At 37.6% G+C, this 26326-nt stretch carries 19 protein-coding genes and 1 pseudogene; 14 read left to right on the forward strand and 6 right to left on the reverse strand.

Translation table 11 applies throughout. The annotated features are described in order from the left end of the window. The first annotated feature begins 90 nt into the window (after positions 1 to 90). The 4 genes and pseudogenes from F7731_RS16920 (at position 91) to F7731_RS16935 (ending at position 4767) form a co-directional block, all read left to right on the forward strand. Positions 91 to 1269, forward strand: a complete 1179-nt coding sequence (locus tag F7731_RS16920; RefSeq protein ID WP_151535989.1) for a tetratricopeptide repeat protein — start codon at positions 91 to 93, stop codon at positions 1267 to 1269. Between the two features lie 154 nt (positions 1270 to 1423). Next, the gene (locus tag F7731_RS16925) at positions 1424 to 2719 is read left to right on the forward strand and encodes a purine/pyrimidine permease (protein ID WP_151535990.1); all 1296 of its coding nucleotides are present in this window, start codon (positions 1424 to 1426) and stop codon (positions 2717 to 2719) included. Positions 2720 to 2852: 133 nt separating this feature from the next. Beyond that, positions 2853 to 3263: pseudogene (locus F7731_RS16930) on the forward strand (cysteine hydrolase family protein); the annotation flags it as partial. 325 nt (positions 3264 to 3588) lie between these two features. Then, entirely contained in the window at positions 3589 to 4767 is a 1179-nt protein-coding gene (locus F7731_RS16935; protein WP_151535992.1) for a M14 family zinc carboxypeptidase, read from the forward strand. A gap of 154 nt (positions 4768 to 4921) precedes the next feature. Here F7731_RS16935 and F7731_RS16940 read toward each other — a convergent pair whose 3' ends face one another. Both F7731_RS16940 and F7731_RS16945 read right to left on the reverse strand, forming a co-directional pair. Next, positions 4922 to 5854 (reverse strand): response regulator, encoded by a 933-nt coding sequence (locus F7731_RS16940; RefSeq protein WP_151535993.1) that lies wholly within the window; start codon positions 5852 to 5854, stop codon positions 4922 to 4924. A gap of 4 nt (positions 5855 to 5858) precedes the next feature. After that, positions 5859 to 6965 carry an ATP-binding protein gene (locus F7731_RS16945; RefSeq protein ID WP_170289733.1) on the reverse strand — a complete coding sequence of 369 codons (1107 nt, stop codon included), beginning with the start codon at positions 6963 to 6965 and terminating at the stop codon, positions 5859 to 5861. Positions 6966 to 7721: 756 nt separating this feature from the next. Here F7731_RS16945 and F7731_RS16950 point away from each other — a divergent pair. Beyond that, positions 7722 to 8369 carry a YczE/YyaS/YitT family protein gene (locus F7731_RS16950; protein WP_151535995.1) on the forward strand — a complete coding sequence of 216 codons (648 nt, stop codon included), beginning with the start codon at positions 7722 to 7724 and terminating at the stop codon, positions 8367 to 8369. A gap of 140 nt (positions 8370 to 8509) precedes the next feature. Here F7731_RS16950 and uvsE read toward each other — a convergent pair whose 3' ends face one another. Then, a complete protein-coding gene (gene uvsE / locus F7731_RS16955) occupies positions 8510 to 9463 on the reverse strand; it encodes a UV DNA damage repair endonuclease UvsE (RefSeq protein WP_151535996.1) in 954 nt (317 codons plus the stop codon). A 101-nt stretch (positions 9464 to 9564) separates the two neighbouring features. On the opposite strand from uvsE, the gene F7731_RS16960 reads away from it, so the two are divergent. The 5 genes from F7731_RS16960 to F7731_RS16980 all read left to right on the forward strand — a co-directional run bounded on the left by F7731_RS16960 (position 9565) and on the right by F7731_RS16980 (position 13984). Beyond that, on the forward strand, positions 9565 to 9744 hold the full coding sequence (locus F7731_RS16960) for a hypothetical protein (protein WP_151535997.1): 180 nt from the start codon (positions 9565 to 9567) through the stop codon (positions 9742 to 9744). Positions 9745 to 10080: 336 nt separating this feature from the next. Beyond that, a complete protein-coding gene (locus F7731_RS16965) occupies positions 10081 to 10719 on the forward strand; it encodes a TetR/AcrR family transcriptional regulator (RefSeq protein WP_151535998.1) in 639 nt (212 codons plus the stop codon). A gap of 147 nt (positions 10720 to 10866) precedes the next feature. Continuing rightward, a complete protein-coding gene (locus F7731_RS16970) occupies positions 10867 to 12009 on the forward strand; it encodes an acyl-CoA dehydrogenase (protein ID WP_151535999.1) in 1143 nt (380 codons plus the stop codon). 18 nt (positions 12010 to 12027) lie between these two features. Further along, positions 12028 to 13665, forward strand: a complete 1638-nt coding sequence (locus F7731_RS16975) for an AMP-binding protein (protein ID WP_343032867.1) — start codon at positions 12028 to 12030, stop codon at positions 13663 to 13665. Positions 13666 to 13771: 106 nt separating this feature from the next. Next, a complete protein-coding gene (locus F7731_RS16980; RefSeq protein WP_151536000.1) occupies positions 13772 to 13984 on the forward strand; it encodes an acetyl-CoA carboxylase biotin carboxyl carrier protein subunit in 213 nt (70 codons plus the stop codon). Between the two features lie 186 nt (positions 13985 to 14170). Here F7731_RS16980 and F7731_RS16985 read toward each other — a convergent pair whose 3' ends face one another. Both F7731_RS16985 and F7731_RS16990 read right to left on the reverse strand, forming a co-directional pair. Beyond that, a complete protein-coding gene (locus F7731_RS16985) occupies positions 14171 to 14431 on the reverse strand; it encodes a zinc ribbon domain-containing protein (RefSeq protein WP_151536001.1) in 261 nt (86 codons plus the stop codon). 471 nt (positions 14432 to 14902) lie between these two features. Then, a complete protein-coding gene (locus F7731_RS16990) occupies positions 14903 to 16171 on the reverse strand; it encodes a mechanosensitive ion channel family protein (RefSeq protein ID WP_151536002.1) in 1269 nt (422 codons plus the stop codon). 607 nt (positions 16172 to 16778) lie between these two features. Between F7731_RS16990 and F7731_RS16995 the strand changes: the two genes are divergently transcribed. The 4 genes from F7731_RS16995 to F7731_RS17010 all read left to right on the forward strand — a co-directional run bounded on the left by F7731_RS16995 (position 16779) and on the right by F7731_RS17010 (position 24491). Continuing rightward, entirely contained in the window at positions 16779 to 19811 is a 3033-nt protein-coding gene (locus tag F7731_RS16995) for an efflux RND transporter permease subunit (RefSeq protein WP_151536003.1), read from the forward strand. A 278-nt stretch (positions 19812 to 20089) separates the two neighbouring features. Then, a complete protein-coding gene (locus F7731_RS17000; protein WP_212031208.1) occupies positions 20090 to 21820 on the forward strand; it encodes an L-lactate permease in 1731 nt (576 codons plus the stop codon). Between the two features lie 306 nt (positions 21821 to 22126). Then, positions 22127 to 23770, forward strand: a complete 1644-nt coding sequence (locus tag F7731_RS17005; RefSeq protein WP_246197257.1) for an ATP-binding protein — start codon at positions 22127 to 22129, stop codon at positions 23768 to 23770. Next, positions 23763 to 24491 carry a response regulator gene (locus F7731_RS17010; RefSeq protein ID WP_151536005.1) on the forward strand — a complete coding sequence of 243 codons (729 nt, stop codon included), beginning with the start codon at positions 23763 to 23765 and terminating at the stop codon, positions 24489 to 24491. The genes F7731_RS17005 and F7731_RS17010 overlap by 8 nt, the downstream gene beginning before the upstream one ends. A gap of 134 nt (positions 24492 to 24625) precedes the next feature. Here F7731_RS17010 and F7731_RS17015 read toward each other — a convergent pair whose 3' ends face one another. Further along, positions 24626 to 25948 (reverse strand): alkaline phosphatase, encoded by a 1323-nt coding sequence (locus F7731_RS17015; protein WP_151536006.1) that lies wholly within the window; start codon positions 25946 to 25948, stop codon positions 24626 to 24628. Positions 25949 to 26326 lie beyond the last annotated feature (378 nt).

Raw genomic sequence — 26326 nt, forward strand, 5'->3', positions numbered from 1 at the left:
ATAAAAAAGCAACTTCGCCCTTGATCCCTGAGGGCGAAGAGTTTTGCAAGATTGTGAAGTTTGAAGAGCTATAAAGAGAGGAGACTATATATGGAAAATCGAGCTTTAAACACTGAACTGATCTATGCAAGTGAACGAGGAGATGTTGCTGAGATTGATCGACTTTTAAACGACGGTGCAAGTGTTAATTTTCAAGATGCCGATGGTCGTACGGCTTTGATGGCAGCAACTCAAAAAAATCAAATTTCATCAGTGGAATTGTTGTTAGTTGCGGGAAGTGATGTAAACGCGAGAGATATTACACAATTAACACCATTTATTTGTTCTGGAGCAAATGGATTTCATGAAATATTGAGCCTAATGCTTGGGTTTGGTGCTGATCTTAAAAGTGTGAATCGCTTTGGAGGCACTGCATTATTACCTTCAAGTGAAAAAGGTTATCTTAAAACTGTAGAAAAATGCTTGGACGCGGGTATCCCTGTAAATCATGCGAATGATTTAGGCTGGACCGCTTTGCTAGAGTCTGTAATTTTAGGAAATGGCGGACGCTTATATTCTGATATTGTTCAAGATTTAGTCAATGCTGGAGCAGATGTAAACTTAGCGGACCGAAATGGAAAGTCATCACTTCAGCATGCAAAGGAAATGAAGCAGCAGAGGGTTGTTAAGATCTTAAACGGAGAATTTATAGTGAAAAGTGAAAATATTAAAAAGGCAAAGTCATATGCAAGGATTGACAAGCTTGATGAAGCGCTTGCTGAGATTGATAAAGCGCTCGAAAATGAAAGTCAAAATCTTGAATTAATCTATTACCGGGGTTACTTTCTTCAAGAGCTGAAGCGATATGAGGAAGCCCTTGAAGAATACAATCGAGCACTTACAATGGATCCAAGAGATCTTGATTTTTATTTCTATACAGCGAATTGCTTAAGATTAATGAAAAAGTCTGAAGAAGCTCTTAACGAGTATGATAAGGCCATTGAACTAGACCCAAATGAGACGTTTTACCGTTACCATAAATCGAATTATTTAAGGGAACTTGGCAGACATGAAGAAGCGGTGATCGAAATGGATAAACTTCTATCCCAACAACCACATCGATACGATTTTTCCTTTCATAAAGCAAATAGTCTTAGATCGCTAGGAAAACATCATGAAGCAATCGCAGCAATTGAAAATGCAATAACGAATGATCCAACAAATTCTTTATATCATTTGCATAAAGAACAATCTTTAAAACTTCTTGCAACACAAACAACTAATAAATAGAATAATTTTCGTGGGTGTCACTTTGTGACTGTTTAATGGATTCCCGAAATTTATGTTATAAAAAAATTCTTGTCCGGTGCGTTTTAATAGTACCGGACTTTAACATTTTGCAATTAATGCAATACCTGTTACAAAAGTTGAAAGGAAAGCATGAATGAATACTGAAAATAATTATTTAAGTACGTTTCAATGGTTTATCTACTTACTCGCCAATTCGATTGCGCTTCCTATAGTTATCGGAAATATATTTCACCTGTCGGGGACGGAAATATCTGCGCTAATGCAACGAACGTTTTTAGTTGTCGGATTGAGTTCGTTTTTACAGGCTAAATTTGGACACCGATTTCCGATCGCAGATGGTCCAGCTGGTTCTTGGGTAAGCATTTTTGTTATTTATGCCAGTCTTGGTATGCAGCAAGGGAATACAATGCTCGAAACCTTACGAACACTGGAAGCGGGGCTAATCATCGCAGGATTGATTTTGTTTATTTTAGGAATTACGAAGTGGGTTCAACGGTTGCTGTTTCTGTTTACGCCAATCGTAACAGGTGTGTTTCTATTTATTCTCGCACTCCAATTAAGCGGTGTTTTTTTAAATGGGATGATTTCAAACAGTGGTCGCACGGGGCAAATGGATTTGCTAAGTTTTGCAATTTCACTGCTTGTTTTTTTCTTCATTCTTGTTCTTTCGGCAAAGGGAAAGGGCTGGTTGAAAAGTTATGCAATCTTACTTGGGATTCTATTTGGGTGGCTTGTCTTTATTCTTTTAGGTAAAAGCAACCAATCTTTCTCCATTTCATCTGAATTGATCAAGTTTCCGGAAATATTCCCTTGGGGACTCCCGGCCGTAAATGGTGGAATCATCGTTACCGCTGTATTATTTTCATTTTTACTCATTTCAAATACGATTGCTGCAATGAACGCGGTCGGTGAGGCGATCCCTAACAATCAAGAAAATGTACAAAACAGGCTTTATTCCGGTACATGGATAGGGGGAGTATCTCATTTTATTTCAGCAATATTCTCAACGATCGCGGTTGTCCCATTGCCCGTTACCGCTGGGTTCATTAAACTAACAAAACAATATCGAATCATTCCGTTTCTTTTAGCGTGTGGAATTTTAAGTGTCATTTCGTTATTTCCAAGCATTGTAGGTGTTTTGGCTTCATTACCTTTACCAGTAGCTAGTGCCGCTCTTCTAGCAACATTGATCGAGATGCTTGGAATAAGCATTCGCTCTTTAACAATACAACCATTAACTAACCGAAATAGAACTATTATTGGTGTTTCATTGCTGTTTGGAATCGGAACCATGTTTTTATCAGCTGAGTCTTTTAACGGCCTCCCGTATTTAATACAGTATATTGCAAGAAATGGTTTATTATTAGGCACATTCTCAGCAATCATCCTTGAACGGATGTGGAAAGTTGATCAAAAGGCCATTGCATAATAGTGATGAATTGGATATTACGAATAAAGTATCTGTTAAAGGCGCTTATTTTGAGTTTAAAGGGGATTGGCTAGTATAATATTGGTAATATGTGATTCAAAATAGAAGTCTATTATGATAGGGGTGCGTTGCAATGAAAAAAGCTTTAATTAATGTAGACTACACCTATGATTTTGTCGCTGATGACGGTAAATTAACATGCGGAAAACCTGGTCAAGCAATAGAAGAGAGAATTACAGAAATTACAAAAGACTTTATTGAACAGGATGAATATGTCGTTTTTGCAATAGACGTCCATGAAGAAGGTGACCCATTTCATCCAGAAACGGACCAGTTCCCGCCTCATAATATTAGAGGAACAAAAGGAAGGGACTTGTATGGGGTATTGAAAGAAGTTTATGAAGAAAATAAGCTGAAAAAGAATGTTCATTATATGGATAAAACAAGATTTTCTGCTTTTGCCGGGACAGATCTTTCGATAAAACTTAGAGAAAGAGGGATTACTGATATTTATTTAGTGGGTGTTTGTACAGATATCTGTTTATGAATACTAGAAATCCGAAAGTGTTCTTTCAAATAGACTTGTAGCCTCTTTTGCTTTGTTGGGACCCTCAGCAAAGCAAAGGGGCTTTTTTATGGCAGTACAAAGTAAGAGAAAAGAAGAAAGTTGCTATCTAGCCGGTTATTCGTTGAAGAAGAGGGGGCAACCCCTTGGGGTGGAAAGTCGTTAAGATATTAAGTTTTCAACTTTCAAATTAATTTAATGAATAATTATATATATATTTAGTATATTTGTATTTTTCCGTATATTTCTGTAGTCCATCTTTAAAATAAAGATTGTAATCAATTATTTTAAAGGAGGATACAAGATGCCTATTCGTAAGCTCAGTTTTTTGTTCGTTGCCCTAGTCCTGCTGATTACCCAATTTCCACTAGGCGCAAATGCTCAAAATGGTAACGCTGATTGTAGTAATCTTACCGATCCATCTGTCGAAGGTTGGGTCGACTACGAACAAATGGTAAAAAGTCTTCGCCAAATTGAAAAAACAAGTTTTGGACGTGTGGAATTGGATGTTATTGGGCAATCGCGCCTTGGCAAGGACATATATGCAGCCCGTGTTGGAACCGGAGATCGTGTCATGCTTGTTACCAGCGAAATTCATGGTAATGAGAAAACTGGTACTGAAGCTTTGTTGCAAATGTTAAAGGAGCTGGGATCCGGCAATAATCCCGAAATTCAGGCGATTCGGAACAACGTAACTATCGTTGCTGTGCCAAAGTTTAATCCAGATGGAGCAGATTTGAACCAACGTCAAAACGTTTTCCCATGGGAAGAAGTCGTAAACACTTTTCCACAGCTTAAAGATGCCAAGCGAGCTTGGTACTACTCTGCATCTAGAGGCGGTGGTTTCGATGTTAACCGCGATTTTAACCCTGACCTAAACTATGAACCTCGTGCCGAAGATATGACTAAAGATGGAAGCCAACCTGGATTTTTCTTAACGAACGAGTCCCGTGCTCTTCGTAACCTTTATGTTAATTTGAAAAAAGAATTTGGTGAGGTTGAGGCGTACGTTGATTTACATCACATGGGAGCATGTAACAAAAATGAGGGTAGTGATCAATATGTGACAGTTTCATTAGACTATCCGCCGCTTGGTCCTGAAAACAATCCTAAATATAAACAATATCCACTACTCGACCAGGAGAAGTCCAGACGATACGTACTAGCGGCAGCGCTTGGCATGAAAGATCACGCTGGAAATGGTAATGCCGAAACTTCCCCATTCTGGGGTGGAGCTAGCCGCTATTTCCACGCATCTGATCGAGACTTGCCTGGTCAGGCCAGATCATCTTTTGCTCTTAACGGTACTGCAACAGTTCTGTTCGAAGTTCGTGGACAGCAGCATAACTGGGGCCAGAAACAGAAGGGAATGCTAACTAAAGCAGTAAAGAACGGGCTGTACGGTATCGCCAATCGCATGGCTGATGGTTCGGTAGACAAGCTTAACGGTAATGATTTCTACAACTTACCAAAGTACTGGTAGGTCATTTTGATTCTGTGTCTCCATCAAAGCTCAGGACTGCTAAGTAATTAGAGGGAAAATGGTATAAGGAAACACCTCCGAAAAATCGGAGGTGTTTCAAAAAACTTGACTTAGTAAAAAAATTATTAAAGAAGTCAAACAGAGGTATTCATTATCAAAGCTCGGGCATTAGCCGTTTTGCTTCAAAATATAGGGTTTGGATAAACCTTTTCGCATTTATCCGAACTTGAGTGGTTGAAAGTGCTTGCTCTTTTTTTAATTCAGCCATTCTATCCCTTACAGTCTTAAACTCAAATAGTTTAGGAGCATAATTTTCGAAGATTGGATTGGAGTAATCATCCAGTCCAAGTGATGATAGATGATTTAATGATTGATAAATTGTCCTTCTAACACGTTGTTCCGAAGCTTTCATTTCTCTCATTACTTCACTTTGGCTTACGGAGATTCCAAGCTTTTTTTGAGCCAATTGCAAAAATATATCCTTTAGTCGCGGGAAACCATTCGTAAATGTCTCAGTCCGTTCGCATTGGAATAAATACTCTAATATATTTAATAGGTCTCGATATCCGTTTTCACCCATAATTCCTAAATCAGATAAAAGAATCTGACCAGAATCTATAATGGTTGGTACCAATGAAGCCGCCTGCTCATGTACAAAAATTTGATCCAACGCAAGTATATTGCTCAATGATTGATGGATGTTTAATATAGACTTCTCCAAACGGATCCGTTCGCTCACTTTTTTTATTATAGATATAACTTCAATCTTGTTAATAGGTTTCGTTATGTAATACTCAATACCAAGGGTGTATCCTTTACTTACTAACTCTTTTGACTCTACCTGTGAAATCATAATAATTTTCCCTTTAAATTCAGGTTTAATATTGCGGATTGTTTGCAGCCCATCTCTTTTTGGCATTAAAAGATCAATAAGCAAAATATCTGTTTTCTTTAAGGTTAATAGATCTCCATCTATGAGTGTACCATCCTCCGCTTCACCTGCGATAACCCCAAGATCTTCGTCTTCGATTATTTCCATTAACATGGATCGAATGGCTATATCATCATCCACTATGTAAAAGAACATAACATCACTCTTTCTTGACCAAATAATTAACTGGTAATTTTATAGTGAAGATCGTACCATCTACTTCTGGTTCACTTTTCAAAAGGATCTTGCCTTCAAGTTCCTCAACGATTCTTTGTACATATGACAGTCCTATCCCTGTTGATGAACTTCCTTCGCTTTCATATTTTGAAGTGAATCCAGGTTCAAAAATTAAATTCTTTCGTTTATTTGGGATGCCAGGACCGTTATCACTTATTTGAAAATGAACCCAATTATTTTGTTTGGAAACAGAAATCTTCACAACTCCTAATTGTTTTATGGCTTCAATGGAGTTCATTACTAAGTTATTAAGGATCGATAGAATTTTAAAAATATGATAGTCCGGATGATCCCCGTTAATCTCTTGTTTAAACTCAATCTCTTTTCCTAAGGAAAGTGCATAATTATTATTAGCTCGTATAATGAGATCAAGGAGTTCATATATGGTCATGTATTCTTTAAAACTTTCATCCGATATTAATTTGGAAAGTCCAGCATAAATTCGCTGGTTATCCTTTTTTATTTCGTGTATCTCTCCGGCAATTTTTAATGTTTTGGCGGCCAGACATTGAATTGGCAGCGTCTCCTTTTGCTCTTCAAACTCCATTAGCTTTTGATATAAAAAATAGGAATCCTGTGTTATTTTTTCACTGTTTATTAATGTTTTCTTTAAGTGGATTGTTTCTTCGTATAAGCTTGAGATAATCATGAGAAGATGAGCATTTTGTTGGCGTGTTTGCTTAACTGTCAGTTTGGTCTTATATAATTTCAGGAGATTGAAAAATCCTATCGTAAAATAGCTGCGAAAAATGGCAATCACGATTATTTTATGTATAGCGGAAGGAGAAGTATAAGCGTCGAATGCAATGTATTGAAAAGTGATTTCCGCAATGCTGGATGATATTTCTATGATAATACCCAAAATCCCCATTAGCACTGGACGATGATGTAAGCGTTTCATTTTTATGGTATAAAAAAGAAAGGCAAAAGTTAGATAATAAAAAAAAGTGGGATAATGAGCGATAAAAGAGTCTGTAAACACCTTACCGTAAATAATCAGGTCTAATAGGATTCTAAATAATACAACCATGATTCCTACTATGAAACCAGAGAGAATAGACGGTATTTTTCGTAGAAGTAATAAAGAAAAGAAAAATGTCGGTGTACCGAAACTAATCCGAAACGAATCATTGAAAGGATAAAAAAATAATTGACCCGCCAAAGGAACCAATATCAACATCATAAAAAAAATATAAGGATCTCTTTTGTTGAGTAAAAAATTCAAACCATCCACATCCTGAACTTTATATAAGAAATTATATATATCGATGTGAATTAAAGCTACAATTTACAGAAAAAACAGTCTATTCAGACTAGTTTGTATTACGTTAGTCTTTAATGAAGCGGGAGGAAAGTCATACGATGCCAAGATTAGCAAATGGTTATGAATAGGATCCTGACAAGCTATTACACGCGTTTAGTTTTGAGCATCCAAACACAAAAGGTCATTAATAGCATCAGAGTAGTACTTGAAACGAAGTGGAAAGAGTTTAACACAAACGGTTACGAGTGGGCACTTACGCATTTTAAGAATACACTTGGAGCTACGATTATTTAGTTAAAAACAGGCGAACAGAACAAAGGCTGTTCGCCTGTTTTAAAAGATTGCTAATTTTGATCTCTTCTTCTTTTTTGAATGGTAGCGATAAGGAATTAGAATGCTCGACCATTCAACTGAAATTAAGGTACATATTAAAGTAAATATTCGCAAAATATAGATTACCATTTCTGCTTAAATCCTATGGTATATTGGAACAGCATGCTATAAGTTGAAGGAGCAGTAATGATGAGAAAAGAATGGTTTCTGCGCTGGTCATTTTTTGTTTTTGGATTGATGATTGTCGCTATTGGGATTTCTTTAACCATAAAAGGGAAGCAATTAGGTATTGGTCCGTGGGATGTTTTTCATTACGGGCTATTTCTTAAGTTCGGGCTATCAATTGGTACTTGGTCAATCATAAGCGGCTGTTTTTTGTTGTTGCTTATTACCATGGTGAAAAAAGCTTGGCCTAAAATAGGGGCACTTCTTAATATGGTGTTTCTTGGATTATTTATTGATTTTTTCAATTGGCTTTTACCGCCAATTGATGGGTTAGTAGGAGAAACATTGGCGTATTTGTTCGGTGTTATTTTACTAGGTTATGGCATTGGATTTTATGTTTCAGCTAACCTTGGAGCGGGTCCAAGAGACAGTTTTATGCTATTAATTGTTGAAAAAACGGGTTGGAGCATTCCTTGGGTACGAAATGGAATTGAAGTATTAGTTTTTCTTCTAGGTTGGTTGTTAGGCGGTCCTGTCGGCATAGGCACGGTGTTTATTGCTTTTGGGTTAGGGCCAATTTTAGGAGTGTCGATCCCTCAATGTAAAAAAATCTTTGCATTTTTCCTCAAAGATGAGCTTTTACCCACTGATAACACACACTTAAAAAATTGAAGTATTTGTATAAATGGCGAACAGAATCAAAGCTGTTCGCCGTTTTTTACATATTTTTAAATTGAGATATTGACTATTGAATTTGTCTCCTAGTATTTTTACAATGGGGTAGGATATATAATGACTGAATTTAACACTATTTACCATTCTATTGAAGAGCTCGTAATATGTTTAATCCCCCTTATCGCTGCTACCTCTTCTACTAGTCTTTGCATGGCAAGGTTTTTCTGTTTGGCTTCTATCATGATGTCAAAGTCTTGATTTAGCTCTTTTGCCATTTTCAGAAAGGGAAGTACGAAAGGTAGGGAGACAAAATCGGCGTGCGAACGATAGGCTTCGTCCGATTTTGGTGACGAAAGATGAACTTTAGGTACAGTATTAAAGGCTTTCCAAGTGTTAAATATTCGTTGTAAATAGGATTCAAGTTTAACCTCTCCTTTATTTGCCATGTAGTGATGGTAATCAAGGATCATTGGAATGCTTTCCTTTTCACAAGTAGTGAGTGTTTCTTGGACATTATATGTTTTATCATCATTTTCTAATGTCATTCGCTTTTTTATTTCATCTGGTAATTTTTTAAAATTTTGGTGGAACCGATATAATGACTTTGTTTTATCGCCATAGCTTCCGCCAATATGAATATTTATTAAACCCGTTTTGTGAGCATTCATTGCATGCAGCATTTTGTAATGATATTCCATATCCTTCACTGCATTTATGGTCACTTCGTCTCTTAGACTTGTGAAAAGAGTAAATTGATTTGGGTGAAAGCTGACTCGAAGTCTAAACTGATTTATTATTCTTCCTAGTTCTTCCCATTCTTTTTTAAATGGCGTGACAAAATCCCACATGACTTCTGGATGGGTGGCTAAAGGGACGATCGCACTTGAAAATCGATATAGCTCGATTTCATGCGCAATATTATAATATAGAATCCTTTTTGTGTGATGTAAGTTTTGTGCTGTTACGGATTTAAGTTTTTCCAATCGTTCGTTTTTAGGTAATGCTGAATATCGTGTAAATGTTAAAGTTTTTGATGGGCTTGCATCCCATAATCCTAATGCATTCGCAACATAGCCGAAACGTATCTTCATCTTTTTTCCTTTTATTAAGTATTTTGTATAAATTATCATTAACTAAAAGGTTTACGATATACAGAAAAGAAAACTCTATTTTGAAAATCAGGGGTATACTTATGAAAAAATATAGATTAAAAAATGAATTTAAAGGATACAAAAAAGGAACTCGGTTTTATGTTGTGGCTGAATCAGAGTTTATTGGAGTAAAGGAATATGTCTTAAGAACCCAGGATTTAATAAATAGGATCGTCATTTCAGAAGATGAACTGACTAAGAATTTTATTTTAATAAAATAGCTTTCTTGTACTTTATGGAAAAATGACATAGTAGAAGGCCGTATATTTGCTCTTCAATGGATATTGATTCCTTCTCCATTCCAGTAGAAAACCTTGCTTCATTGGTTTTAAAAGAGAATGTTTCTATTCTTCAATGGGGCGGGGTACTTCTTATTCTTTTAGGAATATCTGTAACACCTATTAACAATTAATACAACGTAAAGTTAAACTTCAATAACTCTCGGGACAGTGCACCTTTCCCCATTTTCCCCTATTCTGAATTCTGTATTATTTTCAGAAACTTCAATTGATTTTCCCAAACCTCTATGTTACGATATTTTTCAAAGGATGATGTTTATGAAAAAGTTACCACTTAAGGAGAGGATTATTGAAACAGCACTGGTTTTGTTTGAACAGCATGGCTACCATGGAGTCACGGTCAGTCAAATTGTTGATGAGTGCGGGACATCCAAAGGGGGTTTCTATCACAACTTTAAATCCAAAGATGAATTGCTTTATCACATCCACGATTGTTTCATCTCCTATGTTCTCGATAAAGCCAGGGAAGCTTATGATAACTTTGATACACCCGTTTCCCGATTATGCGCAACCATTCAATCTTTTACAAAAGTATTTGATTTATACAAACCCCATATTACTGTTTTTTATCAGGAAAGCACCTATTTAGTTGGCGATTATTATCAGAAGATCGATGAAAAACGCGATGAGTACCGGAAATTAATCGTTCAGATGATTAAGGAAGGGCAGACAAATGGCGACTTCCGAACTGAAGTTCCGGCGGATATCTCTACGATGTCAATCATTGGCATGATCAACTGGACTTACAAATGGTTTAGTAAAGAAGGCCCGTTGTCAATTGAATCTATTGCACTCATTTTTAATGACCTTATTCTTCATTCACTTCTAACAGAAAAGGGCATGAAAGATGAAGCAGTCAACAACTATTTACTTAAAAGTCAGCCGATATCATTCTAGCTGGCTATTAATATACGAGGGACAGACCGACTGGTCGGTAATACAATTGGAACCCCATTGCAATGATCCATCCACCATGATCCAAATTCGTCCTATTACCTAGTTGCAGACCAACTGGTCGGTCTCAATAAAAGGAGGAAACAAGTCGTGAATTTCGAATTAACGAGCGAACAGCAAATGCTAAAGGAAATGGTAAGGGATTTTGCCAAGAAAGAAATCAAGCCATATGCACGTGAGGTGGATGAAACTTCGCAAATGCGCTATGAAACTTTTAAAAAGCTGGGGGAGCTCGGCTTGTTAGGCATTCCTTTTCCTGAAAAATATGGCGGTGCTGGCGGGGATACCATTTCTTATATTATTGCAGTGGAGGAAATCGGAAGAGCTTGCGGCGGCACTGGATTAAGCTACGCGGCAAACACCAGCCTTGGAGCGAGCCCAATTTATTATTTCGGAACTGAAGAGCAAAAGCAGGAATGGCTGGTCCCAATGGCGAAAGGAGAAACAATGGGTGCTTTTGGTTTAACGGAACCAAATGCCGGATCCGATGCTGGTGGAACAAGAACGAGAGCCGTACTTGACGGTGACGAGTGGGTGATTAATGGTGAAAAGTGCTGGATTACTAATGCTGGCTATTCTAGGCAAGTAATTGTAACCGCTGTCACCGGTAAAAAAGACAATGGACGTAATATTGTCTCTGCAATTATTGTGCCAACCGATGCACCAGGCGTAAGGATTTCCTGCAATTATGACAAGATGGGTGTCCGTGGCTCCAATACGTGTGAAATCGTCCTTGAAAATGTTCGCGTTCCGAGGGAAAACCTGCTAGGTGATGAGAAAAAGGGCTTCAGCCAATTTTTATATACCCTTGATGGAGGCCGGATTTCGATCGCAGCCCTATCTGTCGGAATTGCACAGGCGGCTTATGAGAAAGCCCTTCAATATTCGAAGGAAAGGCAGCAGTTCGGGCAGTCCATTTCTAACTTCCAGGCCATTCAGTTTAAACTGGCGGATATGGCGATGGAAATTGAACTGGCCCGGAATATGGTTTACAAGTCAGCATGGCTGAAGGATCAAGGAAAACCATTTGGCAAAGAATCCGCATTTGCTAAGCTTTATGCATCTGAAGCAGGCTTCCGTGTCTGTAACCAAGCTATCCAGATACATGGCGGCTATGGCTATATGAAAGAGTATGATGTAGAGCGCTATTTGCGTGACATCAAATTAATGGAAATAGGAGAAGGAACCTCTGAAATCCAGCGTTTGGTCATTGCACGCCATTTAGGATGTTAATAAGCAGGAGGAAAAAAAATGGCCGAATTGATCCGAAAAAGTGTAGGAGAGCTATTAGCCGATAGAGCAAAGGAAATGCCAAACCGTGATGCCCTTGTGTATCCCGACCGCGGCCTTCGCTACTCATACAGTGAATTCAATGATGTATGTGAGCAGGTGGCAAAGGGGTTAATCGCTCTTGGTGTTCAAAAAGGAGAAAATGTAGCTGTTTGGGCGACAAATGTCCCAGAGTGGGTAAGCCTGCAATTTGGCACAGGAAAAATGGGAGCTGTTTTAGTGACGGTCAACACGAACTATCGCTCGTCAGAACTTGAATACCTTTTAAAACAATCAGAAAGCACCACACTTTTTTTAATTGAAGGTTACAGGGGAAACTCCTATATCGACACAATTTATGATCTGTGTCCCGAACTAAAAACAGCTGAACCAGGCAAGCTTGAATCCAAAAGGCTGCCATTACTAAAAAACGTAATTATCATAGGCGAAAAGAAGTACGAAGGTGCCTACAACTGGTCCGATCTGATTGAATTGGCAGGGCATATTACTGATGAAGAATTAAAGGCAAGAATGGCTTCCTTGGATCCAGATGATGTCATCAATATGCAATATACATCTGGCACGACTGGTTTTCCAAAGGGGGTCATGCTGACACATAGCAACTTGACGAATAATGCTTATAATATTGCAAAATGTATGGAGCTCACAGAGCAAGACCGGTTATGTATTCCTGTTCCATTTTTCCATTGTTTTGGGTGCGTGATTGGCACGTTAGCATGTGTTAGTGTCGGGGCTACGATGATCCCAGTTCAGGAATTCGACCCTGAAGCGGTGCTGCTTACAGTTGAACAAGAAAAGTGCACAGCGCTACACGGCGTGCCGACGATGTTTATTGCTGAGCTTAACCATCCTAATTTTGCAAAATATGACCTTTCCACGCTTCGCACTGGCGTGATGGCTGGTTCCAACTGCCCGGTCGAAGTGATGAAAGCCGTCATTAATAAAATGAATATGACCGAAATAACGATTTGCTACGGCCAGACTGAAGCATCCCCAGTCATTACTCAGACTCGAACAGATGATCCGATTGAGCTGAGGGTAGAAACGATTGGCAGGGCTCTTCCGAATGTGGAAGTAAAGATTGTAGAACCTGGCACGAACCGCGAACTGCCAGCCAATCATCAAGGTGAGCTTTGTACGAGGGGTTATCATGTGATGAAGGGCTATTACCGGAATGATGAGGCAACGAGGGAGACCATTGATGAAGATGGCTGGCTCCATACTGGCGATTTAGCTGTTATGGATGAAAATGGCTATTGCCGAGTTACCGGCCGCCTGAAGGATATGATAATCCGCGGGGGAGAAAACATTTATCCGCGTGAAATTGAAGAATTCCTTTATACCCATCCGAAGGTACTTGATGCTCAGGTGATCGGGGTACCTGATGATAAATTCGGTGAGGAAGTGATGGCCTGGATTATTTTAAAGGATGGCGAAACTGCCACAGCCGATGAAATCAAGGATTATTTTAAAAATAAAGTGTCCCGCCACAAGATTCCAAAATATATCAATTTCACGGATGCATATCCAATGACCGCTTCTGGAAAGATCCAAAAGTTCAAGCTCCGCGAACAGTCTATTAATCTGTTAACGATTTGACCTAGTTCGGGGGGCGGGAAGGTGAAAATTGAACGAAAATGTGGCCGCCGAGACAATAACAATAAAATCGAGGGAATTAACATCAACTAGGTGAGGAGAAAAAAAGATGGCGAAAATTGAAGCAAGCATGGCAGGAAGTGTTTGGAAGGTATTGGTGAAAGAAGGCGACGAGATTAAGGCGGGCCAGGACGTGGTTATCCTTGAATCGATGAAAATGGAAATACCTATTGCGGCTGAGGTAGATGGTGTCGTGACAAAGGTATATGCCCAAGAAGGGGAATTTGTGAACGACGCTGATGTCCTTTTGGAAACCGAGTAGTCAAGCTACTGGGGATTGATGAAAAAATCCTAATGGTACAGAAAACTGAAAGAGACTTTAGAAGCGGGCAATAAAGCTTCCAAGGATGGACCACCTTGTACTTTTACAAGGTGGCATTTTTACTTTAAATTACTATGGAACAGGCAGTTTCTTGGGTAGTAAAATACCATTGACGGACAATTCACTTTAGTTTTTCCATCTTTTAAGTTTAGGAATATTTCGTGTGAATAATCCAGCTATAAATTTAGGCATACCGAACTCAACAATCTTTCCTTTAACGATCTCCTTCATTTCATCTACCGTTATATTTGGCAGAGTGAATTCTCCATCGATATAGCAGTGGCTACAAAACATCACACTTTTTGTGCCATCTCTTTCCGTACCACCACCTATTTCGTCTTTGGCTAATGGCATACTGCAACTTTGACAATTTTTGTATTTCTCCACTAATATTACCTCTCAATTCATTAAATTTCTTGTAAAGAATGAATAGACATCATTTTTGATAGAAATATAATATGTTAACTTAGATGTATCTACATTATTATATAATAGTCGGAACATTCTTACAATCTATTCAAAAAGAGTTCCGTCTATCTCTCTTCTAGACATTAGAAAAGTAAGACTCTCCTTTGTTGGAATGTATATTATTAACTCAAAAGGGGATATTGGCAATTTTTATAAGAAAGTAAATAAAGAATCAAAAAGGAAACTTGACTTGAAATCAGAGGTTATTTTTTATGAAGAAATATAAGTTGAACAATCAATTTAAAGGCAACAAAAAAGAAACAAAATTTTATGTTGTGGCTGAATCAGAGTTTATCGGTATAATATCATTTTCATTTTTACTAATATGGAGCTGTCCCCGCATTCGGTAAAAGATTTATAATTTAAAGAAACGGGGACAGAAAAATGAAGTTATTGATCTATTTCTTCAATTAATACTTTCCTTTTAGATAAATCGACAACCGCTTTAAAATCATGCCCGGAAGGATTTTGGAATAGTCGAAGATCAAACTCCTTCACTACGGCAAAAAGGTGGTCAAAGATTTCAGCTTGAATCGCTTCGTATACGGCCCATCTTACATCATTTGTAAATGCATATATTTCTAGCGGCAACCCATTTTCAGTAGGTGCCAACGGTCTTACCATTAATGACATCTCCTGATTTATGCCTGGGTGATTTTTGAGGTAATTGCTGATATACGCCCTAAAGACTCCGATATTTGTAAGTGATTTTCCATTCACCGGATTGCTCCGATTTAACTCGTTTAAGGAATTGAACTCTGTAATTTCACGCTCCCGGTTAATAATATAATCGGAAAGATAGTGGATCGTTTTATATCGATCAATCATCTCCTCTGTACAAATCGAAATTCTATTCGTATCAATAAGTAAAGCCCGCTTAATCCGTCGCCCTCCGGAGGCTTGCATGGCCGTCCAGTTCTTGAAAGAATCGGAAATCAAGGCGTAGGTAGGAAAAGTCGTAATCGTATTATCAAAATTTTGGATCTTAACTGTATTTAAAGAGATTTCAATGATATTTCCGTCGGCTCCATATTTTGGCATTTCAATCCAGTCACCGACTCGAACCATATTATGAGCTGTTAGCTGTATCCCAGCAACAAGCCCTAATAAGGTATCTTTAAAAACCAGCAGAAATACAGCTGATAGGGCTCCAATTCCGCTTAGAAGCACAAACGGACTTTCACCAATCAGGTTCGCAATTACTATGATAATGCCAACGACGATGACAATGATTTTTGAGACCTGAATATACCCTTTAATCGGCTTCACCTTTGATATTTCATGGGTTTGATAAATATCGTTGATTGCATTTAATAAACTATTAAGGACCCATAGCCCCACAATAATTAAATAGGCAATCGCACTTTTTTGAATCAAATGCTGATAAGACGGAAAGTTGGATGAAAAGTAAAAAATAATAATCGCAGGTACAATTTGAGATAACTCATGAAACACCTTCCGTTCCAAAAGCATATCATCCCACTGGACTTTGTTATTCGTTACAATATGAGTGATGATTCTGATGACGACCTTTTTGGTGATAAAGTTCGCGACAATACAGATAATTGCTATAAAAAGGATATTAATAAAAATAGAAAGATATTCAGCTACCGAAGGATCCAAGTCAAATTTGAAAATATATTTTCTAATGAAATTCATCTATTTCCTCCGTAATATGTATAAAATCTCGGCCTCGTTGTATCAATCTCCTACTTGATACTATATCTGAGTATTATGATCTTTATTTTCTCCAAAATAAATACTTTAACCCTTACACGGGGATTAAATAATTAAAGACTTCCGATGGTACTTATAAATGTATAAAGAAATACATTCTGTTTACTCGAACCGAAAGTAGCAATAGAATAGGTTCTTCAATGGTAGTCGGCGCACTCCCGAACAGAAAGGAGTGTCCTTTATAACGGTGATAACGGACATTTCAAGCAGAAAAACCCCTAATACGGCCATAACCGACACTTAGCGAACAGTGACAGTCACTGTTCGCCTTATTTTTTTAAAAAAATATTTACAGAAAAATCGGAATACGACTTAGGTCTTAGATAAATTTAATCCTGAGGCTCAATGCTTTTAAAGTCCTGGTTTTCTAAAATAAAGATGAAATTCAATTGGAAGAAAGGAGGAATTATGAACTGGATGTAAAAATGTTAATTTTTTGAAAAGTATTAATCGGTGTGCAGATTATTTCAGGATATTTATGGTATTATTTTTTCGGTTTCATATTTCTATTTTGAGAGGAGAATACTCTTTGTCATTTATAACGAAGTGGGCATTTGGTAATAAGGCAGCTGTTGCATTAATGACCATATTAATTTTAATTATTGGTGTTGTTAGTTACTTTAGATTGCCAATGGAATTTTTACCTTCTGCTGATAATCCGCAAGTAACTATAATTGCAATGGGTCAAGGGACAGATTCGAAAACAATGGAAACAGAGGTAACCATTCCAGTAGAAAGAGCCGTTACTGGTGTGAAGGGGAAAAAATCCATCTATTCCACAACAGGAGACGGATTTTCAAAAATCGACTTATTCTTTGAACCGGGATCTGATATGAAGCAAGCTAAACAAGAGGTTCAAGATGCTTTAAACAGCATAGCAATGCCACCAAATATATCAAAACCCACTGTTTCACAGCTTAATACATCTATGATTCCCATTGTGGATATAGCCGTAACATTCAAAGATGGCATGACGGCAGAAAATATGGCATTAGTCCGGGAAAAACTCCAGCCATTATATCAAGATATCAAAGGGGTATCTAGTGCCGATGTGTATGGGATTACAGATTCCGTCATTTCTGTAAAAATAAATAATGAAAAATTAGCCGAAAAGCAAGTTACCATCCATGCTGTTATGAGCGTTCTTCAAGGACAAAACACAGCCTTTGCCGTTGGGGAAAAAATTATTAATGGAAAAACGAGCAATATTAAGGTGATTGGTGACGTAAATAGTTTAGAAAAGCTAAAAGAATTAAAAGTAGGTCCAAATGTTACTCTTGGAGATATATCGACCATTGATGAAACAAAAAATGCGAATTTCATTAGCCGATTTAATGGGAAAGATAGTTTAAATTTAAGTATCACGAAAGACAGTCAATCAAATGCAGTGACAATAAGCAAAGAAGTAAAAAAAGTAGCAAAGAAAATAAATGAAATGTATGACCAGCAGGAATCAGTTGTTTACATTTCATCCGCTGATTTGGTGCAGACTTCGGTAATAACAATGATAAAAGAAGTCCTGCTCGGTGCGCTATTTGCGACGGTTGTCATAATGGTATTTTTGCGAAATATCCGGTCCACCTTTATTACAATCGTTTCGATTCCGTTATCACTTTGTTTTACACTCTTCTTGCTTTCATGGTCCGGAATTACATTGAATATTTTAACACTAGGCGGAGTGGCTGTTGCTGTTGGTCGTCTAGTTGATGACAGTATTGTTGTGATCGAAAATGTTTTTCGGAAGATGCAAACAGATAAATTCTCAGTTCAATTGGTTATTGATGCAACGAAACAAGTAGGAGTTGCCATCACTTCTTCTACATTAACGACCGTTGCCGTTTTCTTACCGATGAGTTTGTTGAACGGGGGACTTCAAGAATTTCTTTTACCATTCGCCTTAACAGTCACTTATTCGTTACTTGCTTCCTTAATTGTCGCATTGACTGTTGTCCCGTTAATGAGTACGGGTTTACTGAAGAATACAAAGCTTCCTGAACATAAACCTTCTGTACGTTTTCCGAAAATGGTCACTTGGTCGTTAAATCATAAATGGATTGTTTTCACAATTGCATTCCTGCTGTTTGTTGGTTCTATCGGGACATACTTTGTCATTCCTAAGGGTGCGGTTGACAACTCTTCAGCTGATTATGTCGTTGCCACACTAAGTTTCCCAAATGATACGGCAATAGAAGAGGTGAAGGAAAAGGCGATCGAACTGGAATCATCGATTCGTGAAATGGATGAAGTTCAATTCTTATTCACACAGGTTGGATCTCCACCTGAGGCAGCACGATTTGGTCATGTTGAGTCTCCAACAAAAGCGAGCTTTAGTATATTGTTGAATGATAAAAAAGACACAGAAAAAATAATAGAAGAAGTAGAAAATAAAAAAAATCAATTTCCAGAGGGACAATTAGAAGTATCCGCTGCATCGTTCATGATGGGTGGAGCTAGTACCAATATAACCATAGATGTGATTGGGGGAAATTTATCCGATCTTGAAAAAACAGCAAACGAGATTAAAGAAAAAGTGGAAAAAATTGATGGCGTTGAAGAAGCGACAACTAATCAAGATGAAAAGAAACGCGTTTATTCCTTAACAGTAGACTCAAAGAAAGGAAATACAGAACAAGTAGCCCATCAACTAGGTGTCATGTTAAATCAAACACCAATTGGAACAATCAACTTGAATGATAAACAAACACTAGTCGTTCTAGAACCCATTCTAGATACAAAAACTCCAGAAGATTTAAAGAATATTCCCGTTTTGACAGATGCCGGTCTTGTAACCGTATCGTCTATTGCTACATTACAAAGTGAGGAGCGTTCAACAAACCAGTTTCATAAAGACGGAGATACGTACCTTCGCGTAACAGCTTCAGTCGATCCTGCTAAACTATCCGAAATATCAAACAAGGTGAATCTGGAGATATTCGGAGATAAAAAGGATCATAAAGGAATGGACTTACCAGAAGGTATAGACGTATTGGTTGGAGGAGCAAGTGCCCAGCAGGCAGATGACTTTACTGATTTATTTCTCGTTATGCTTATTTCCATTGGAATCGTATTTTTAATCATGGTCATCACCTTTAAGTCGATTAAAGCTCCTATTGCCATCCTTTGCTCTTTACCACTCGCAGCAATCGGCGCTATTTTAGGGATTGTCATAAGCGGAATATCTGTGGATATAACCGCGCTTCTAGGGGCGTTAATGCTCATAGGAATTGTCGTGACAAATGCCATCGTTCTTTTAGATCGTGTTAGACAAAACGAACAGAAAATGACTATTCGAGAGGCGCTTGTAGAAGCCACAGCAACTAGAATGAGGCCAATTTTCATGACTGCCGTCGCCACGATCTGTGCGATGCTTCCGCTATTATTGAAAGAAGCTGAAACCGGAAGCCTAGTCTCACAAAGCCTAGCCATTGTAGTCATCGGAGGACTAGCAATGGCAACACTCTTGACCCTAATTGTCATTCCATGTATTTATGAGTTGCTTTATTATAGAAAATCAAAGAAACAGAGAGCAATCCAAGCAGCTGATCAGGAATTTACATTGTAATAAACTGCAGAATGTAAATGAAGAATTTGGTCGCGTTGAAAAATAAGCTTCCCGGAAATGAACTGAACCCCGATCCGAAATAAGCGGACCGGGGCTTTTTAGAATGGATTTTACAACTCGGTACGGACTTTAGTATATCGTAAAGTTTTTTTCTATGGACAGATATAGGTGAATGAACCTATTTTTCGCATAATTATTTTCATAATATTAGGAATATTTATACTAACTTTTTATTTCTCTCATAAGCTTTGAATAGAACAAGTTAAGGAGGGATTATAATGGAGTTCCATCAAGTGTATGACCCTATGGGGAATGCTTTTTTTTCTACGTTGTTGGCAGCAATTCCAATATTGACCTTGCTGTATTTACTCGCTTTTCATCCTCATAAGGATAAGCTAGGTAAAACTCATTATGGAATTGCAGCGCCAAAGGCTGCGCTTATTGCTGGGCTAGTCACTGTTTTAATGGCCATCTGGTTAGTAGGAATGCCTGTTTCTAGTACTTTAGCTGCTTTTGGTTATGGTTCTTTCTTCGGCATGATGCCGATCGGCTGGATTATTGTTGCGGCGATGTTTTTGTATACGATTACGTTGGTTACTGGTCAATTTGAAATTGTGAAGACATCCGTTGTTTCATTATCTTCTGACAGACGTATTCAAACACTTCTTATTGCTTTTTCGTTCGGAGCTTTTATCGAAGGTGCAGCAGGCTTTGGTACTCCAGTTGCGATCGCGGGTGCACTCATGGTCGGGCTTGGATTTCGACCAATGGCGGCAGCTGTTCTCTGTTTGATTGCTAATACAGCACCAGTTGCCTTTGGGGCTGTAGGGACGCCAATCATTACATTAGCTACTGTCACAGGACTTCCAGAGGATGCATTGTCAGCTATGGCAGGACGTCAACTTCCGTTTTTCTCTGTTCTTGTACCTTTTTGGCTTATCGCAACGATGGTGTTCATGCATAAAGGAAAATGGAAACAGGTCATGGAAATCTGGCCAGCCATATTGGTTACTGGTGTCTCATTCGCACTAGCCCAATTTTGGGTTTCCAATTATATTGGTCCGATGCTAGTTGATATTTTGGCAGGTATCATTTCGATTATTGCATTAATTTTACTTCTTAAAGTATGGCAACCTAAGAATAAATTTTATCTGCCAGGTGAAGAAGAAACAATAAAGGCCCTGGAGCAGCAGAAATCAAATTATACAACAGGTCAAGTTGCTCGAGCTTGGACACCATGGGTCTTCTTAACTCTATTTGTTTTCATGTGGGGGCTGCCTCAATGGAAAAGCATTTTGAACTCACTAAATATTTTTGGCATTAAATCATTGTATGCGATCCCAGTACCCTTTTTAGACCAGTTAGTTTTCCGCAGTCCACCGCTTGCAAAGGAGTTAGTGCCAGAAGCAGCTGTTTATTCCTTTAATTGGCTATCAGCAGCAGGGACAGGAGTGTTTTTCGCGGCTGTGCTTAGCGGCTTGTTCCTCAAATTAAGCAAAGAACAATGGAAACTTTCTATCGTGCGAACCGCTCAAAGGATGAAAACGCCTTTAATTACGATTGCTTTAGTGCTTGGTTTAGGATTTACCACGCGTTATTCAGGAATGGATGCCATCCTTGGTCTTGCTTTTACAAAAACCGGTGTATTCTATCCATTCTTTGCAGCAATGCTCGGCTGGCTAGGGGTCTTTTTAACAGGTAGTGATACTTCATCAAACGCCCTTTTCGGAAGCATGCAGAAAATTACTGCACAGCAGTTGGGCTTGGATCCGGTCCTTATTTCTGCAGCGAACTCAACTGGGGGAGTCATGGGTAAAATGATTGATGCCCAAAGCATTGTCGTAGCGACTGCTGCATGTTATGAAAATCGTGTAGAAGGGGCTAATGCTGTAGGGCCAATATTCCGAGCAGTTATCTTCCACAGTATAGCATTAGCCGCTTTGATGGGTATTTTAGTCATGTTGCAGGCTTATGTATTCCCATGGATGATTCCAGCTTATACCCTATAAAAAACTGATCCGAAGCATTCGATGCGATATCGCAACGAGTGCTTTTTTTTATAATTTTGTGCACAATCGAAAAGTTAAGCAAATGGAAAAATTAAATTACGAAACGATTCAAAGCTATCAATCTTTTTCAACCGTGTGATGATTGCTTATAAAAATAGCAAACTTAGCTTGATTTGAAAAGATCAGCAGTATTTACATAATCACAAAATTTTAAAAAAATCGAGGTAGCAAATCCATAGTCCTATAATTCGTTTTCAGGAAGTTTCCTAATAGCCTATTATAAATGCTAAAATAGGTAAGAAAATAATGATAAAGGTTTTGATGATTATTTGGAATAAATGGATATTTAATTTAACTTTAAGAAAAATGACGGTATTATTGGTTTTAATGTCAGTTATAGTCACATTGATCGCATCGGCCTCACTTTTACATCATAATCTAGTGAAACGCGAACATGATGTTGTCAAAGAAAAATTAAAAGATGTTGCTAGAATGGTTGCAAAAGATCCCCGTGTAATAAATGAGGTTGATAATGATTTACTTAATTCGGTTATACAGCAATATGCAACTGAAGTAGTTGAATCGACGGGGGTTAGCTTTGTAGTTGTTCTAAATAATGAGCTTATTCGCAAATCACATCCACATGTTAATGTCATAGGACAACCTTTTTCAAATATTGAAGATGCCAAACAATCATTGAATGGGACCGAGCATTTTTCAAAGCAACAAGGCATTCTGGGAGAAGGGACACGTTTTTTTACACCGATTTGGAATGAAGATGGGCAGCAAGTTGGCATTGTTTGTGTCGGTATTGTACAGGAAACCGTTAATCAAGCCCTTTGGGATGCTCAGAGAACTCTCTATTTTGGTTTAGGATTTGGTCTTTTAGTGGGGATAATCGGAGCCATATATTTAGCACATCAATTAAAAAAATTATTATTAGGGCTTGAACCGCAGCAGATCGTAGCAAATATACAAGAACGTGATATCATTATCGATTCAGTAAGTGAGGGGATTATTGCTGTAACCCCAGATCAAAGAATCCTTTTACATAATTTGAATTTTACTAAACTTATGGAAAAGGCGAAGTTTACTGGTGATTACAAGAAAGATGCGTACCTCGATAAGGACATTTTTTCTTTGTTTTTTAATGAAGTATTCACGACAGGCAAATCAATTTCCAATCAAGTAGTAGTCGTTAATCAATCTGAGCTAATCGTCAATATTAAGGTCATTTATATAAATGATGAGATATATGGAGCGGTTGCCACTTTACGTGATCAATCTGAAATGCAGCAGCTTATTCGTCAACTAAGTGGAACAGAACAATTTATTGATTCCTTGCGTGCGCAAAACCATAAATTTATGAATCAATTACATACCATTCTAGGATTAATTGAATTGAAGAAATTTGATGATGTTGCTCACTTTATTCGCGTTTTAAATGCTGATTATCACCGAGAAGTTGGATTTGTAACTGATAAAATAAAAAGCCCGGCAGTTGCAGGTTTCTTACTAGGAAAAACGAGTGAATTAAAGGAGCAAGGTGTAAAGTTAACGATTGATTCAGATTCTCATTTTCCGAATATGAAAATGGGTGAGATGCTTCATGATTTGCTATTATCGATGGGAGTCTTACTAGATAATGCGAAAGATGCTGTAGCAAATTCAAAGGAAAAACAAGTGTCGCTTTTTCTGCATTATGATGAAGAAGAGGAAGTGATCTTGTTTGAAGTACAAGATTCAGGCGCCGGTATAGATGAGGGGCTAATTGAAAAGATATTTGAAAGAGGATTTTCGACAAAGGGCGGAACGCGAGGGTATGGGTTGGATGCCGTTCAATCCATTGTCAAACAATATCAAGGGATTGTTGATGTACAATCAGAAGTAGGGAACGGAAGTAATTTTCGAATTGAAGTGCCATATAAATGGAGGAGCTTAAATGATTAAAGTCATCATCGTTGAAGATGACCCAATGGTTGCCATGATCAATCAACAATATCTTGAGCGTTTCGGCGGTTTTCAAATTATTGCAACTGTCGGTAGAATTGATGAATTATGGAATGTACTTAATAAGGATATACCAGATTTAATTTTACTTGATGTTTACTTACCTGGAGAAACTGGAATTGATTTTCTACAAGAGGTGCGTCAAAAACAGCTTTCAGTACCAATTATTATGATTACAGCTGCTCATGATATACCTACAATTAAGAAATCGTTAGAATATGGTGTGATTGATTTCTTAATTAAACCCTTTTCATATGAAAGATTTAAAATGGCTATAGAGAAGTTTCTTCAATATCATTCATTAACGACAGAGCTAGAAAAAGCAGATCAGGATATGCTAGATCAAATTTTAATAAATGAAAGAGGTCCGTCACCTTTCATTCCTGATAATAAGAAATTTGTTGCAATAGTACCAAAGGGGTTATCAAAAATAACATTAAAAAGAATTCTTCTAATTGTAAGTGATCAAAAGGGAGATTTTTCGACAGAGGATATTGCAAAAGAAGTTGATTTATCACGAATCTCAACTAAGAAATATTTAAATTTTTTAAATGAGATTGGCTATTTACGGGAAGAATTAAAGTATTTGGCAGTCGGGAGACCGATTACTGTATTTTATACTGACCGTGAGAAAGAGCATTTAATTACGCCATTTTTATAAACAGGGTCAAACATTTCACATTAAATAGACTGGGATTTTTATTGTTTTGTGATTATTCATCTTAAAAGTAAATGAAAGGAGCTGTTTTTTCCACAGCTCCTTTTGTATTTTAGGTGAAAAAATAATTAATTATATTACTTTTCAGGAGAAAACTTAATCTTCATAGCTTCTGCCATTAAGACAGGAAGATCAGTATTTTCATGCAACCCTCTAAATAAATCAGAGCCTGGTCCGAATGCATATAACGGAACATCTGTACCTGTATGTCCAGTGCTAGACCACCCTACGATTGCACGCTCAGAAACGATCTGATTTATAGTCATAGATGGACTTTTTGCTGTCTTAATTCTTTCTGCTTCAGCATCACTTAAGTCAAGGTTTGTATATTGTTTAATGATGTCTTTAACATTACTGCGGTCAGCATTTAGTTTGCTTTCCATAAAATCGCCAGTTGCTGTAACTTGACGCAATACCTCTAGTTTTGCATCCCCCTTGCCATATCCGCCGACTGACATGCCGCCAGTATCATGATCGCCAGCAACGACTACTAATGTGTTACCATCCTTTTTCGCAAATTCAACGGCTTTTGTAACAGCCTCTTCAAACGCTTCACTATCCTTCATTGCCCAAGCAGCATCATTAGCATGACCTGCCCAATCAATTTGGCTGCCTTCAACCATTAAGAAGAAACCGTCCTTATCTTTCTTAAGTACATCTAATGCTGATTCTGTCATGTCTGCAAGGCTTGGTTGATTGGTCTCATCACGATCAAGCTCTGGTGCCATGCCATCTTCAGCGAATAGCCCGATTAGCTTGTCTGATTTTTTCACATTAGTAAGTTCTTCTTTATTAGAGACAAATTGATAGCCCTGTACTTTTGCCTCATTTAATAAGGACTCAGGGAAATACTTTTTTCCGCCCCCAAGAATGACATCAACCCCATTTTCAAGGAATTGAGGTGCGATATCAGCTTCATTTGCACGTGAAGCAACGTGGGAAGCAAATACAGCAGGAGTTGCATGAGTGATTGTTGATGTAGCTACTAAACCTGATGATTTACCAGTTTCTTCAGCCGCTTCAAGAATAGTTTTTAACTCTTTGCCGTCTGGAGTTGTGCTGATCATGCCATTATTTGTTTTGACTCCTGTTGCCATTGCTGTACCAGCTGCTGCAGAGTCCGTTATTTCTGAATTTGCGGAATATGTACGATGCATCCCAACCAGCATGGAATCTAATATAGATTCTTCACCTTTATACAAACGGTAGTTAGTTGCATATGAAGCAGAATATCCATCTGGAACCATAAAAATAACATTTTGGGCTTTTCCATTATTTTGACCATTATTAGACTTTGAATCTGCTGCTGAAGCCGAAAAGCTTCCAACAAGACTTCCAATTGCGATTGACGATACTACAGCAAACGGGATCAGTTTCTTTTTAATAGATTTCTTATTCATTCAAATTCCCTCCTAAAGTATTGTACAAACCTAGCATAGATCTTGAGTGTTAAATCAGTTTTAATAAAAGGCTAATAATGTGTAAATGTGAATAAATAGGTAAAAATCAGTATGTGAATTCCATAAATAATAAATTATTCCTATTTTTACATATACAATTGCATAGTTAAAAAGTGGAAATTTAAATATATTTTTTATTTTCCGTAAAATGGCAGAGCAGAATAATGCTTTTGAACTGTATTTATGTAGATGATAGATTTACAATTTTGAAAAAATATTTACTGATTGTGAATCTATTAGAACTGTATAAAGTTTTTTAAAAAATAGGTTAATGCGTATCACTTTCAATAATTACAAAAACCTTTCTTTACTTTCTTA

Source organism: Cytobacillus depressus (assembly GCF_008923245.1).
In the GTDB taxonomy this organism is placed as follows: domain Bacteria; phylum Bacillota; class Bacilli; order Bacillales; family Cytobacillaceae; genus Cytobacillus; species Cytobacillus depressus.